The following is a 13,026-nucleotide window of genomic DNA, read 5'->3' as shown; positions in this document are numbered from 1 at the left end:
CGGCGCTATCGGCTCAATTGCGCCGTCAGCTCGACATGGGTCGACCAGCGGAATTGCCCGACCGGCTGAATCCAGTCGAGCCGCCATCCGCTGTCACACATCGTCTTCACATCGCGCGCGAAGCTGCTGGGATTGCACGAGACATAGGCTAGCATCGGCACCTTCGCTCCCGCCAGCGCCTGCGCCTGTTCGCGGGCGCCGGCGCGCGGCGGATCGATAACAATCGCGCCGAAGCGATCCAGCTCGGGCGGGGCGAGCGGACGGCGGAACAAGTCGCGGTGCTCGGTGAACACCAGCCGCTGCGATCGCTGAGCGGCGGCCTTGAGCGCGGAGACCGGCTCGCGGCCACCCTCCGCAGCATAAACGCGCCCCGGCAGCGCGAGCGCAAAGGTGCCGAGCCCAGCAAACAGATCCGCCACGATCGTCGCATCGCCGACCACTTCGCGCACCGCCGAAACCAGCGCCGCCTCACCCTCGCGCGTCGCCTGCAGGAACGAGGCTGGCGGCAGCGGCACGGGCACGCCGCCGAGCGTGATGGTGACCGCCTCGGGCTCCCAGCGCACTTCGGGGCCATAGCCTTCGTCGAAGGCGATACGCGCGAGGCCATTCTCCTCGGCGAAGGCGGTGATGGCCTCGGCGGCGGCGAGGCCGTCGGGCATGATGCCGTTGACCAGCAAGTCGACGCCCTGATCGGCGAGCGTCAGGTGCAGGTCGAGCCGCCGCCGCGGCCGCAGCACGTGGATCAGCCGGCGCAGCGGCGCGACGAGCGCGAACAATTCGGGCGCCAGCACATGGCATTCGGTCATGTCGACGATCGCGTGGCTCTTCTCGACCGCGAACCCGATCCGCCCGGACGACTCGGCGTGCAGCGTCGCCCGGCGGCGGGTGCGCGGCGGTGACAACGCGGGCGTGCGGATCTCGGTGGACAGGCCATGCGCCGTCAACGCGCCGGCAATCCGGTCGACGATGAAGCCGCTCCACGCGACGTCGTCGAGGTGCTGAAGCTGGCAGCCACCGCATTCGGGGAAATGGCGGCACGGCGGCACTTGGTAGTGCGTTCCGCGCTCGATCGAGCCATCGGCTCGCAGTATGTCACCCGGTGCGGCGAAGGCGACGGTGCGGCCATCCTCCGTGATCCCGTCGCCGCGCGCCGCGAGGCGTGTGATCATGTCCGGATCGTTCACAGGCAAGCACCGATTGCGCCGGGCAGATGCGCGGCAAGGTTGTCAGCGAGAAAGGCAGGTCCAGCGCGCCGTGCCGCTTCGGCGTGCAACCACACGCCGGTTGCGGCCGCCTCGAACGGATCCGCGCCGCCCGCGCGTTGCGCCGCAATGATCCCGGCGAGTACGTCCCCCGTCCCCGCCGTCGCAAGCCAGGCAGAGCCATGGGGGTGAACGATCGCCCGGCCGTCCGGCGCGGCGATGACGGTATCGGCGCCCTTGAACACGACGATCGCGCCAGAGGCCTGCGCGGCGGCAAGCGCACGCGCGATCTTGCTCCCGCCGCAACCGCCGAACAGCGCGGCGAACTCACCGGCGTGCGGGGTCAGGATCGAACGGGGAGGGATTGCGTGGCCCACGAGCAAATGCAGCGCATCGCCATCGATCACCAGCGGTCGGCCGCATGACAGCGCCATATCCCGCCGTTCGCGCGCCTTATCGTCGCGCCCGAGCCCCGGGCCGATCACCACGGCGCCAAGTCGCGGATCGGCCAGCGCCGCAGCATCGAGGCGTCGCCGCACGATCGCATGCGGTAGTCGATCGGTCGCGCTACCGAGCAGCAGAACATAGCCCGCCCCGCCCTGCGCCGCGGCCGTCGCGCTCAGCGCGCTGGCCCCGGGCATCGACCCAGCAACCACCGCCACGAGGCCGCGCGAATATTTGTGTGCTGCCGGCCCTGGTCCGGTGAGCCTCGGCGGTTCGGCGACACGCACCGCGCCATCGATTGCGATGCCGATGTCGAGCACGCGCACCATCCCGCACAAGGAAGCTGCAGGCTGCAGAACATGCGCCGGCTTCGCCGCGCCGAGCGCCAGCGTCAGGTCGAAGCGCGGCACGTCGCCGAGGCAAGCTCCGTCGTCACTCGACACGCCGCTCGGCACATCGACCGCGACCGATAGCCGCGCCGCACGCACCAGCCGCCGGACCGCGCCGCCCACATCGTCTTCGAGTGCACGGGTAAGGCCGATCCCGAACAACGCATCGACAACCACCGGCGCTTCGTGCGCATCGAGGGTCTCGACCGGGCCGTCCCACCGCGCGCGCGCAGCGGCGGCGACGGCGGTTCGTGCTTCGCCAGACGCCGCGACGCGAACCGCATGTCCCGCGCGCCGCAGCGCAGCCGCCGCAACATAACCGTCGCCGCCATTGTTGCCGGGACCGCACACTACCAGCGCCTCGGCACCGGCGGCGAGCCGGCGCACCTGCTCGGCCACCGCCTCGCCGGCACGCGCCATCAGCGCGTCGACATTCGTGCCGGCGGTGATCGCGCGCGTCTCGGCGGCGCGCATCTCCTGCGCAGTCAGGATCGGGAGGCCCGCGAGCGGGATCATTTCTTTGCCTTGAGCGTCGCGGGCAGCCGATAATGATCGTCGCCGATCGCAACCTCGATCTCGTCGGTCCCGACCAGTGTCACCGCCGCCGGCTCCGCACCATCGGCCGCAACCACGCCGCGACCATCGCTTGTCACCAGCATCCGACGGAAACCGCCGTCGGGGTGACGCAAAGTCAGGACCACGCCGCGCTCCGTTTCCGCGCGCTCGATCTCGCACACACGCGCGAATTTCTCCGCGCCGCCCGGCGCACATTGCACGCGCCCATCATCGGCAGCCTCGACGGCCTGGTTCGCCTCGACCTGGGCGAGCACTTGCGTATCGGTCTTGGCCGGGCTGCAGGCGGCTGAGATGCTCAGCAAGATCGCGCTAGATATCCGCGTATACATGGGTTTCGGCTGCAGCTCCCGGATGGGTGACCGCACCCTTGTACGCCGGCCCGACATTGCGCGCATAGCGCCACAACGCGCCCGACCCATAATCGGACACGCGCGGTTGCCACGCCGCCTTTCGCGCGGCGAGCACATCGTCCGCGACGAGCAGGTCGATCGATCCCGCCTCGGCATCGATGCGGATTGTGTCGCCGTCCTCGACCAACGCGATCGGGCCGCCGTCCGCCGCCTCGGGGCCGACATGGCCGATACAGAACCCACGCGTAGCTCCCGAGAAGCGCCCGTCGGTGATCAGCGCGACCTTCTCGCCCATGCCGAGCCCGTACAACGCCGCGGTGGTGGACAGCATCTCGCGCATCCCCGGGCCGCCCTTGGGGCCTTCGTAGCGGATGACGATGACTTCGCCCTCGCGGATCAGCCGCTGTTCGACCGCAGCGAACGCCTCTTCCTCGCAGTCGAAGCACCGCGCCGGCCCTTCGAACTGCAGCCGGTGCATCCCGGCGACCTTCACGATCGCCCCATCGGGCGCCAGCGATCCGCGCAACCCGACGACGCCACCAGTCGGCGTGATCGGGGTCTTGGCGTCGTAGATCACCTTCTGGTCGGGGTTCCACGTCACTTCGTCGAGGTTTTCGCCAAGCGTCTTGCCTGTCACCGTCATGCAATTGCCATGCAGCAGTCCCTCGGCCAGCAGCGACTTCATCAGCATATAGGCGCCGCCCGCCTCATACATGTCCTTGGCGACATATTGCCCGCCCGGCTTCAGATCGGCGCAATAGGGCGTGGTCTTGAAGATCTCGGCGACGTCGAACAGGTCGAACTCGATCCCAGCCTCGTGCGCCATCGCCGGCAAATGCAACGCCCCGTTGGTCGAGCCACCGGTGGCCGCGACGATCCGCGCGGCATTTTCGAATGCCTCACGCGTGCAAACGTCGCGCGGCCGAATGTTTTGCGCGAGCAACTCCATCACCTGAGCGCCGGCCGCGACCGCGATCTGTTCACGCGTCGTGTAAGGTGCGGGGACCATGTTGCTGTTCGGCAACGACAATCCGATCGCCTCGCCAACGCATGCCATCGTATTGGCGGTGTATTGCCCGCCGCATGCACCGTGGCCGGGGCACGCGACCTTCTCGAGCGCATGGACTTCCTCGATCGGGCAGGTGCCGGCGGCATAGCGCCCGACGACCTCGAACACGTCGACGACCGTCACGTCACGATCCTGGAAACGGCCCGGCAGAATCGATCCACCATAGACGAAGATCGACGGCACGTTCAGCCGCAGCATCGCCATCATCATGCCCGGCAATGACTTGTCGCACCCCGCGAAGCCGACGAGCGCGTCATAGCAATGCCCGCGCACCGAAAGCTCGACCGAATCGGCGATAACCTCGCGGCTGACGAGGCTGGCCTTCATCCCCTGATGGCCCATTGCGATCCCGTCCGTCACGGTGATCGTGTTGAACCGCCGCGGCATCCCGCCACCCTGCTCCACCCCGCGCCGCGCGGCATCCGCCTGCGCGTCGAGCGTGGTGTTGCACGGCGCGCTGTCGTTTCCAGCGCTCGCGAGCCCGACGAACGGCCGAGCGATCTCTTCCTCGGTCAGCCCCATCGCATAATAATAGCTGCGGTGCGGGGCGCGCTCGGGGCCGACCGACACATGGCGGCTCGGCAGCCGCGCCTTATCGAACTGATGGGTCATGGCAGAGGTCGCTAAATCTGCGCGGCTCGCGGTGCAAGCGTGCTCTTGCAGCGACAGGAGTGCCAGCATAGGCCAAGGAGGGAGGCAAGTGGCGATGAAGGCGAAGGTCGTACTTGCCGGTCATTCGCACGTCCACGCGCTTGGCGTGCCCGGCTGGCCGGCTGGCGAAAAGCCGGGCCTGGTCCCGATCAAGCACTCAACCGCGGACGTAGTAGCGATCGTCGGCAACCGTGACGCGGCCTATTGGGATCTCTTCGTTGAGAGTGCGAGCAACCGGGTGCCAGCAGTCATCTGGGCCGGCAACCAGCACTATGCCCATTTCCTGTTCCGACCCGCCGTCCCGCTCGACTTCATCCTTTCGGCCGAGCCACGGCTGCCGCTCAATCGGGCGGCGCAAATCGTGCCGGAAGAAATGATCCGCACCTTCCTGGATACGTCGCTAACGCCGCTGTCACGGTTGCTTGGCCGGCTTGCGAAACGATCCCCTTTTCCACCGATCGTGATCGGTACGCCCCCGCCCAAAGGCGATCTCGAACGGCTATGCGCCAACATCCGCCGCGAGTCGGTTCTCCACGATATCGCAACCAAACTGGGCGTGCCGATCGCACCCAGCTCGCTGGCCGATCTCAATCTGATCGTGAAGCTGTGGCGCCTGATCCAAACAATACTGGCCGAAATCGCGCGTGAAACGGGCGCGGTATTCGTGCCCGTTCCGCAACAATTAATCACAGGCGAAGGGGTGCTCCACGACGAGTTCTGGGCATCCGACGCGACTCATGCCAACCGCGCGTACGGCAGTAAGATGCTCGCGGCAGTTCTTCGTCAGGCGGAGCTTGGCGTTACGACCAAACCGCGGGCGAGCGCATGAGCCCGTATTCTGGCCTGCCGCCGCGCCACTTCTGGTCACGCGCCGTGTCTCGCGATTACCAGCCGCGTGATATTGCCGACGCGCCCGAACCGCTGATCAAGCCGGACGATAAAGTGATCAGCGCGGGCAGTTGCTTCGCCGCGAACCTGGTCCCTTATTTGGAAGCGGCGGGCCTGACGTACCTCTACACCGAACGCCGCCATGCGATGTTCTCGCACCTGCCGCCCGAAAACTACAGCTACGACAAATTCAGCGCCGGATATGGCAATGTCTATACCGTACGCCAGATGCTGCAGCTTGTCCGCCGTGCGCGCGGTACATTCGCGCCGCAGGAAGATCGCTGGCACATCGATGGCAAAGTCGTCGATCCGGTTCGGCCTGGGCTACGCTACGCCGCGCGGAGCAATCGCGAATTCACGGTGCTAACCCGCCGGCACCTGCGCGCGGTGAAGGTGGCCTTGAAGCAATGCACCGTGTTCATCTTCACGCTCGGGCTGACCGAAGCCTGGGTGTCGAAGGCGGACGGCGCAGTGTTCCCGGCGTGCCCCGGAACGATCGCGGGGACGTTCGATCCCGAGCGCCACGCGTTCCACAATTTCACGATCGACGAAGTGCGCGATGATCTCGACGCGCTCGTCGCAGAGTTTCGGGAGATCAACCCGAATGCGCGGATCATCCTGACGGTCTCGCCCGTACCGCTCGTTGCGACCGCCACCAATCGCCACGTCGTGGCGGCTACGACCTACAGCAAAGCGGTGCTGCGGGTGGCAGCAGAGCATGCGACACGGCACCCGAACGTCGTCTACTTTCCCGCGTACGAAATCGTCACCTCGTCCGCGGCGCCCGAATCCTTTTTCGAGCCCGACCGCCGAAACGTGTCGAAGGCAGCGGTGGACACGGTGATGGAGGCCTTTCTGTCGCGCTGCCAGACCACCAATGCGATCCGCCCCGCGGTTGCGGTCGCCCCCGATACGACTTCCTTATCCGCGCGGATCGCCGAGTATGAGTGCGAGGAAGCCGCGCAGGACGCCGGCTGATCGCCGTCGTCAGAGCGCGGACAGCACCTTTTCAACCCCGTCCATCGTGAACGGCTTTTGCAGGACCGGGCGCCCGCGAAACTCGTCTGCCAGCATGTCGTCTCCGCCGCCGGTCGCGAAAATGAACGGGATGCCGCGCTGCGCAAGCTCCTTGGCGATCGGCCAGCTCTTTTCGCCACCGCGCAGATTGACGTCGAGGATCGCGCAATCGAACCCGCCCGCCTCGACCAATGGCATGGCCGCGGCGACGCAATCGGCGGTGCCGGCGCATTGACGATCGAGTGCGTCGAGGAAGTCTTCGAGCATCATGGCAATAAGCGGCTCGTCTTCGACAAGCAGGACGCGGGTGAACATTCTCGAGCCTTAGTTGGAGCGGAACGTTTCCGCAACGGTTCCGTCACACCTGAAACGATCTGATACAGATCAGCCTTGCTGGCTGAGTGCCTCGCGCGCGGCTTCGGCGAGTTGCTGGACCGAGAACGGCTTGGGAATGAACGCGACATTCTCGAGATCTATCGAGCGCCGCAGCTGTTCCTCGGCATAGCCCGACATGAACAAGATCGGCAGATCGGGATAGCGCGCACGGGCGCGGCGCGCCATCGTCGGACCGTCCATGACAGGCATGACTACGTCGGACACCAAAAGATCAGGCCGCGGGTGCCGTTCGATGATCTCGAGCGCCGCCTCGCCATTCTCGGCGGTCAGCACGGTATAACCCTGCCGTGTCAGCGCGCGCTCGGCGACGGCGCGGACCATGTCCTCGTCCTCCACCAGAAGCACGGTACCGGTGCCCCACACTTCGACCGGCCGCGGCTTGGCAACCGCCTTGCGTGGCGTAACCGGCTCGCCCGTGGCGTGGACGGGGAGGTAGATGGTGAAGGTGGCCCCCTGCCCCGGCCGCGAATCGGCGAAGATGTACCCTCCCGATTGTTTGACGATGCCATAGACGGTGGAGAGGCCGAGGCCCGTGCCCTTGCCGATTTCCTTGGTGGTGAAGAATGGCTCGAAGATCTTCGGCAGGATCTCGGGCGGTATGCCTGAGCCGGTGTCCGATATCTCGAGCGCGGTATAGTCGCCGACCGGCATGATGTCCGGCCCACGCCGGCTGATTTCGCCGACGGTTGCCGAGCGGGTCTGGATCGTCAGCTTGCCGCCGCCGTGCGGATGCTTCGCCTGCATCGCGTCGCGCGCATTGACCGCGAGATTGACGACGACCTGTTCGAGCTGCCCCGGATCGGCACGCACGGGGCCGAGATCGCGCCCGTGGCGCACCTCGAGCGACACCGTCTCGCCGAGCAGTCGCTTGAGCAGGTTCGACACTTCGGAGACGACGTCGGGCAGTTGCAGCACTTGCGGGCGCAGCGTCTGCTGGCGGGAGAAGGCGAGCAGTTGCCGCGTCAGCGCCGCAGCGCGATTCGAATTGTTCCGCACCTGCTGGATGTCGTCATAATCGCTGTCGCCCGGCGAGTGGCGCATCAGCATCAGATCGCAATGGCCGATGATGGCAGTGAGGATGTTGTTGAAGTCGTGCGCGACGCCGCCCGCAAGCTGGCCGACCGCCTGCATCTTGGTCGCCTGCGCGACCTCGCGCTTGAGCCGCGATTCCTCGGTATTGTCCTTGAGGCTCAACACCACCGCAGCATCGCCGAGCCCGCGTGCGCCAGCGATCGACAGGATCACCGGCTCGTCGGGATGGTCGCGCAACCGCACCGCCATGTCGGCAGCATGCGCCGCGCCGCCGCCGGCGAAGCGCCGCACCGCGTCGGCCACCGCCGCCTTATCCTCGCGCACCACGAGATCGCCGGGATACAGCGGCGGCGCAGCGCGATCGACCGAGGCGGCGCGCAGAAAGGCATCGTTCATCTCGACGAAGCGCCCGTCGCGATCGACCAGCGCAATGCCGAGCGGCATCAACTGGACGAGCGTGCGGATATGCCCGGTCGCACCCGTCGCGGCGGTGACCGGCGCATCCTCCTCGTCGAGCAGCGCGACCAGGATCGGCGCGTCTTCACCTTCCGCGAACGGCACCTGCACCAGCCGCAGCGGATTGCCGTCTAGCCCTTCGCGCTCGAACCGGATCAGGCCGCGGCCATCGGTGATTAGGAAGCGCGCAAAGTCGGCGCCCTGCGCGGACGCCGAGCCAGGGCCGAGCGCACGGGAACGCAGTACTGGATCGGCCGCCAGCACGCGGCCATCGGCAGACAGCAGCGCGGCCATGATGCCCGATTCCGCCAATCGCCGTCCAAGTGCGCCCGCCAGCGCCGCCGCGAGCGCGCCGCTGCCGTCGGTCTCGGTCGCTGACGCGGCCCGCCAGACGAGCAGATCCTGCTGCTGGCCGGTGCGCAGCACGTCGATCACGATCGTCCGCCCCCCCGCCTCGGCCCGCTCGAGCCGCGCGCGCCCGTCACGCCAAGCGGCGCGGCCGACGCTGGAGAGGGCGCCGACGCCGGCCTCGCCGATCGGCAGGCCGGGTGGGGTCGGCAACCCGGCGAACATCGCTTCGTAATGATCGTTGGCACACACCAGCCGCCCGGCACGATCTGTGATCGCGATCGCATCGGGGCTGTCCTGCGTCAGTGCGCGAACAAGGTGCCAGTCGACCTCAGGCTGCGTCGGTGCGGCGACCGGTGCCAGCGCGCGCCACGCCACCACGCCGCCGCCGACCACGATGGCCGCTGCCACGAACCCGGCCGCCACGGCTACGTTGCCGACCACCCACAACACCAGCAGCGCCGCCACGAGGCCCGCGGCAGTTGCGACCGCCCACGCGCCACCTGGGGTAAGCCGCTGTACATCCAGAGGGGGAAGCGTCGCCATCGTCCCACCAGCCTTCGATCCGCGCCGCGCCGCCGTCAAGCGGCACGGCGGGGTGCGATCACCAGATGCGGACGCGCTGCTGATCGTCGAGGAACAGCTTCTGCCCCGGCTTGGCCCCGAAAGCGGCATACCAAGGGTCGAGGTTCCGCACGACATTGGCGCGCTGCATTCCCGGCGAGTGCGGATCGGACAGCAGCATCTGGCGCAGGATCGGCTCGCGATACTTGGTGCGCCACACCTGCGCCCAGCCAAGATAGAAGCGCTGGTCACCGGTCGTGCCGTCGATCACTGGCGCTGGCTTGCCGCCGAGCGAACGGTGATAGGCGTCGATCGCCACCGTCAGGCCGGCCAGATCGGCGATATTCTCGCCAAGCGTCAGCGCGCCCTGGACGTGCTGGCCGGGGAGCGGCTCGTACGCATCGTACTGCGCAACCAGCCGGTCGGTGAACACCTTGAAGCGCGACACGTCCTGCGGCGTCCACCAGGCGGCGAGCTTGCCGCTGGGATCGTATTTGCGACCCTGATCGTCGAAGTGATGGCTGATCTCGTGCCCGATCACCGCGCCGATGCCGCCATAGTTGACCGCCGGGTCAGCCTTCGGATCGAAGAACGGCGGCTGGAGAATCGCCGCCGGAAAGACGATTTCGTTCATCGTCGGATTGGCGTAGGCGTTGATCGTCATCGGCGTCATGAACCATTCGCCGCGATCGATCGGTGCGCCGATCTTGTCCAGGTTGCGCTGGAACTCGAACTCGTTGGCACGCGCAACGTTGCCGACCAGATCGTCGCGCTTGATCGTCAGCGCCGAATAATCGCGCCACGTGTCGGGATAGCCGATCTTGGGCGTGAAGGCGGCAAGCTTAACCAACGCCTTCTGCTTGGTCTCGGGCGCCATCCATTCAAGCTTCTTCAGCCGATCGCCCATCGAGGCGATGACGTTGCGGACGAGCGCATCGGCCGCCGCCTTGGATTCGGGCGGGAAGTATTTCGCCACATAGGCCTGGCCGAGATCCTCGCCGATTTGTGCATCGACGAGATCGACGCCGCGCTTCCACCGCGCCTGCTGCTCGGGCGTGCCGGCGAGCACCGTGCCGTAGAAAGCGAAGCGCGCATCGTCGAACGCCTTGGGCAGATAGCGCGCATAGCTCGAAAGCGTGCGGAGCAGCAGGTGATCGCGCAGCACCGGCAGCGGCGTACCAGACCAGACGCGCGCCTCGCCGGTCAGCGCCGACGGCTGCGCGACGAGCAGCGAGCCCGTCGCCTTCACCCCTAGCGCGCCGAGATACTCGTCCCACGGATAGCCGGTGCCACGCGTGCGGAGTTCGTCAAACGTCAGGCTGTTGTACGTGCGATCAGCGTCGCGGCTCTCGACCCGCGTCCAGTGAATGCCGGCGAGATCCTTCTCGAAGTTGAACACCGCGGCGGCGCGCGCGGCGGCATCCTTCTCGCCTGCCAGCGTGAGCATCTGCGCCAGATACGCTTGATATGCGGTTCGGTTCGCCGCGAGCTTGGGATCGTCCTTTAGGTAGTAATCGCGATCCGGAAGCCCGAGACCCGCCTGCGACAGCTGCAGGATGTAGCGATCGGGGTTCTTGTCGTCCTGATTGACGTACACGTTGAACAAGGTGCCGACGCCGCGGCGCTGCATCCGGCCGGCTTCGGTCGCGAGCGCAGCCTTGCTGGGCGCGGCCTTGATCGCTTGGATCCATGGCTGCACGGGGGCGATGCCCTTGGCGTTCACCCCGGCTTCGTCGAGGAAGCTCGCGTAGAAATCGCCCGATTTGCTGCCGGGGCGCTTCGCCTGCTCCTCCAGGATCGTCCGCGTCTGTTCGCGCGACAGATCCTGCAGGACGTGGAACATGCCGTAGTTCGAGCGATCCGCCGGGATCTCAGTGGTCCGGTTCCAGGTGCCGCTGGCGTAATCGTAGAAGTCGTCGCCCGGCGCGACCTTGGTGTCGCGGCCGGCCATGTCGAAGCCGAAATCGCCGATCTGCGGCTTGTCCGCCGATGCCGGCGTGACCGGGCCTTGCGCGGCCTTTGCGACTGTGGCGGTCTGCTCCGCGCGTTGGCCGGCAGTCTGGGCAATGGCGGCAACGGCGGTCGTGGAAAGAATGGCAGCGAAGACGAGCGACGTACGCATGGAACAGCGACCTCTGATAGATTAGGCCGCGTGTTTTATCCGCTTAAGACGCATCGTCAACGTGGTTGCGATTGTGACGATGCCGCCACTTTCGCGCGATCCACAGCCGCCAGCCGAGTACCGACAAGCCATAGCCGGCGCTCGATAGCACCGCCGTCACGATCAGCAGGCCAAGCGCGGTCGCTGGGGCTGCATCGGACATCAGCCACTGCATCCAGTTCGACTGCGCAGCTCCATTCGCAGCCTGGCTCACCGGATCGCCGGGCAAGGCCTGATCGAGCCGGAGCATCCACTTGCCGATGTAATAGGCTGCCACCCACAAGGGCGGGGTCGTCAGCGGATTGGTGATGAACGTGGTCAGCGCCGCCGCCGGGATATTCGCCCGCACCGGCAAGGCGAGCAGCGCCGAGAAAGGGATCTGCGCGACCGGAAACAAGATCCCCGTGACCATGCCCAGAGCAACCCCGCGAGGCACCGAACGGCGCGTAAAGCGCCACAAGGCCGGCGCGAGCACCCGGTGCGCCACCGGGCGGAGCATCCGGCTCTCCTGCATCGATTCGCGCGTCGGCAGGTTGCGATGGCACCAGCCGGCGACGCGCTGCCAGAAAGTCGGCGGGCGTGTCGCCATCAGCTGCGGTCGCGCATGATTCGCGCCGCGTCACGCTTCCACTCGCGTTCCTTGATGTGCTCGCGCTTGTCGTGCGCTTTCCTGCCCTTCGCCAATGCGAGCTCCACCTTGGCCCGTCCTTGACCATTGAAATAAACCATCAGCGGAACGAGCGTCATGCCGTCACGCGCCACGGCGCCGTGAAGCTTGTTTACCTCACGCTCGTGAAGCAGCAGTTTACGCGGACGCTTGGGCTCGTGGTTGAAGCGGTTGCCGTGACTGAACTCGGGAATGTTCGAGTTGATCAGCCACACGCCGGCCTCGCTGACCTCGGCATAGCTCTCGGCGATCGAGCCCTCGCCGAAGCGCAAGCTCTTCACCTCGGTGCCGGTCAGGACGATCCCGGCCTCATACTTGGTGTCGATCTCGTAATCGAAGCGCGCGCGGCGATTCTCCGCGACGATCTTCTGCTTGTCGAAGGTGGCTGGTTTGGGACGCGACATGGGACGCGCGATGTAGGGCGTCGCGCCGTTCGTGGGAAGCCGCAGCGTTCAGCGCTTGTCGCCGCCCAGCGGGATGCGGAGCCGAATCATCGCACGATTGATCGGCGCGCCCTGCGCATCGCGGCCCTGCTCCACCTCGGCGGCGACCTTTCCGACACCGGCAATCGCCATCTCGGCCTTGGGCGGCTCGCGGTCGAAATCATAGCGGCCGGTCAGCGGCTTGAGGCGGTACTCATCGTCTCGCCGTGCGCACACGACGATCTCCTCGCCCGGCTGCGCGACCGGGCACGGGCGGTCGGAGGAACGATTTGGCGGCACGGGCGCCGGCGGGCCGGCGACTTGCAGCGCGAACATCAACCACATCGGACCCTCCAAGGCATACGCAGACCCTGAAGCGAGATTGCGGCGACTT

12 protein-coding genes are annotated in these 13,026 nt (G+C 66.9%); 2 read left to right on the top strand and 10 right to left on the bottom strand.

Annotated elements, in window-relative coordinates:
- Positions 1 to 5: 5 nt before the first annotated feature.
- The 4 genes from LLW23_RS16630 to ilvD are packed head-to-tail and all read right to left on the bottom strand — an operon-like array spanning position 6 to position 4,642.
- On the bottom strand, positions 6 to 1,169 hold the full coding sequence (locus LLW23_RS16630; protein WP_228946607.1) for a class I SAM-dependent RNA methyltransferase: 1,164 nt from the start codon (positions 1,167 to 1,169) through the stop codon (positions 6 to 8).
- 11 nt (positions 1,170 to 1,180) lie between these two features.
- Positions 1,181 to 2,551 carry an NAD(P)H-hydrate dehydratase gene (locus LLW23_RS16625; protein WP_228946606.1) on the bottom strand — a complete coding sequence of 457 codons (1,371 nt, stop codon included), beginning with the start codon at positions 2,549 to 2,551 and terminating at the stop codon, positions 1,181 to 1,183.
- On the bottom strand, positions 2,548 to 2,913 hold the full coding sequence (locus tag LLW23_RS16620; protein ID WP_228946605.1) for a hypothetical protein: 366 nt from the start codon (positions 2,911 to 2,913) through the stop codon (positions 2,548 to 2,550). Before LLW23_RS16620 ends, LLW23_RS16625 begins: the two co-directional genes overlap by 4 nt.
- Before the next feature lie 7 nt (positions 2,914 to 2,920).
- On the bottom strand, positions 2,921 to 4,642 hold the full coding sequence (gene ilvD, locus LLW23_RS16615) for a dihydroxy-acid dehydratase (RefSeq protein WP_228946604.1): 1,722 nt from the start codon (positions 4,640 to 4,642) through the stop codon (positions 2,921 to 2,923).
- Positions 4,643 to 4,736: 94 nt separating this feature from the next.
- On the opposite strand from ilvD, the gene LLW23_RS16610 reads away from it, so the two are divergent.
- Together LLW23_RS16610 and LLW23_RS16605 are read left to right on the top strand one after the other, a co-directional pair.
- Entirely contained in the window at positions 4,737 to 5,510 is a 774-nt protein-coding gene (locus LLW23_RS16610) for an SGNH/GDSL hydrolase family protein (protein WP_228946602.1), read from the top strand.
- Positions 5,507 to 6,547 carry a GSCFA domain-containing protein gene (locus tag LLW23_RS16605; protein WP_228946601.1) on the top strand — a complete coding sequence of 347 codons (1,041 nt, stop codon included), beginning with the start codon at positions 5,507 to 5,509 and terminating at the stop codon, positions 6,545 to 6,547. The genes LLW23_RS16610 and LLW23_RS16605 overlap by 4 nt, the downstream gene beginning before the upstream one ends.
- A 9-nt stretch (positions 6,548 to 6,556) precedes the next feature.
- Here the strand turns inward: LLW23_RS16605 and LLW23_RS16600 are convergent, their stop codons facing one another.
- From LLW23_RS16600 to LLW23_RS16575, 6 genes are all read right to left on the bottom strand, one after another.
- A complete protein-coding gene (locus LLW23_RS16600; protein ID WP_228946600.1) occupies positions 6,557 to 6,901 on the bottom strand; it encodes a response regulator in 345 nt (114 codons plus the stop codon).
- A gap of 69 nt (positions 6,902 to 6,970) precedes the next feature.
- Positions 6,971 to 9,364, bottom strand: a complete 2,394-nt coding sequence (locus LLW23_RS16595; RefSeq protein ID WP_228946598.1) for a hybrid sensor histidine kinase/response regulator — start codon at positions 9,362 to 9,364, stop codon at positions 6,971 to 6,973.
- A 58-nt stretch (positions 9,365 to 9,422) separates the two neighbouring features.
- Positions 9,423 to 11,504: a M13 family metallopeptidase gene (locus LLW23_RS16590; protein ID WP_228946597.1), complete on the bottom strand. Its 2,082-nt coding sequence runs from the start codon at positions 11,502 to 11,504 to the stop codon at positions 9,423 to 9,425.
- Between the two features lie 43 nt (positions 11,505 to 11,547).
- On the bottom strand, positions 11,548 to 12,132 hold the full coding sequence (locus LLW23_RS16585) for a DUF2062 domain-containing protein (RefSeq protein ID WP_228946596.1): 585 nt from the start codon (positions 12,130 to 12,132) through the stop codon (positions 11,548 to 11,550).
- A complete protein-coding gene (gene smpB / locus LLW23_RS16580) occupies positions 12,132 to 12,614 on the bottom strand; it encodes an SsrA-binding protein SmpB (protein ID WP_228946594.1) in 483 nt (160 codons plus the stop codon). Before smpB ends, LLW23_RS16585 begins: the two co-directional genes overlap by 1 nt.
- Positions 12,615 to 12,662: 48 nt before the next feature.
- Positions 12,663 to 12,977 carry a hypothetical protein gene (locus LLW23_RS16575; RefSeq protein WP_228946593.1) on the bottom strand — a complete coding sequence of 105 codons (315 nt, stop codon included), beginning with the start codon at positions 12,975 to 12,977 and terminating at the stop codon, positions 12,663 to 12,665.
- Between the last annotated feature and the right edge of the window lie 49 nt (positions 12,978 to 13,026).

It is taken from the genome of Sphingomonas radiodurans, assembly GCF_020866845.1.
In the GTDB taxonomy this organism is placed as follows: Bacteria; Pseudomonadota; Alphaproteobacteria; order Sphingomonadales; family Sphingomonadaceae; genus Sphingomonas; species Sphingomonas radiodurans.
The sequence above is the reverse complement of the archived record's forward strand: the minus strand, read 5'-3'. Positions and strand labels throughout refer to the sequence as shown.

What these genes read in the sequence shown, in the direction of transcription:
- ilvD (WP_228946604.1), bottom strand. Translation starts at nt 4,642, where the DNA reads ATGACCCATCAGTTCGATAAGGCGCGGCTGCCGAGCCGCCATGTGTCG.
- LLW23_RS16610 (WP_228946602.1), top strand. Translation starts at nt 4,737, where the DNA reads ATGAAGGCGAAGGTCGTACTTGCCGGTCATTCGCACGTCCACGCGCTT.
- LLW23_RS16595 (WP_228946598.1), bottom strand. Translation starts at nt 9,364, where the DNA reads ATGGCGACGCTTCCCCCTCTGGATGTACAGCGGCTTACCCCAGGTGGC.
- LLW23_RS16605 (WP_228946601.1), top strand. Translation starts at nt 5,507, where the DNA reads ATGAGCCCGTATTCTGGCCTGCCGCCGCGCCACTTCTGGTCACGCGCC.
- LLW23_RS16630 (WP_228946607.1), bottom strand. Translation starts at nt 1,169, where the DNA reads ATGATCACACGCCTCGCGGCGCGCGGCGACGGGATCACGGAGGATGGC.
- LLW23_RS16575 (WP_228946593.1), bottom strand. Translation starts at nt 12,977, where the DNA reads ATGTGGTTGATGTTCGCGCTGCAAGTCGCCGGCCCGCCGGCGCCCGTG.
- LLW23_RS16600 (WP_228946600.1), bottom strand. Translation starts at nt 6,901, where the DNA reads ATGTTCACCCGCGTCCTGCTTGTCGAAGACGAGCCGCTTATTGCCATG.
- smpB (WP_228946594.1), bottom strand. Translation starts at nt 12,614, where the DNA reads ATGTCGCGTCCCAAACCAGCCACCTTCGACAAGCAGAAGATCGTCGCG.
- LLW23_RS16625 (WP_228946606.1), bottom strand. Translation starts at nt 2,551, where the DNA reads ATGATCCCGCTCGCGGGCCTCCCGATCCTGACTGCGCAGGAGATGCGC.
- LLW23_RS16590 (WP_228946597.1), bottom strand. Translation starts at nt 11,504, where the DNA reads ATGCGTACGTCGCTCGTCTTCGCTGCCATTCTTTCCACGACCGCCGTT.
- LLW23_RS16585 (WP_228946596.1), bottom strand. Translation starts at nt 12,132, where the DNA reads ATGGCGACACGCCCGCCGACTTTCTGGCAGCGCGTCGCCGGCTGGTGC.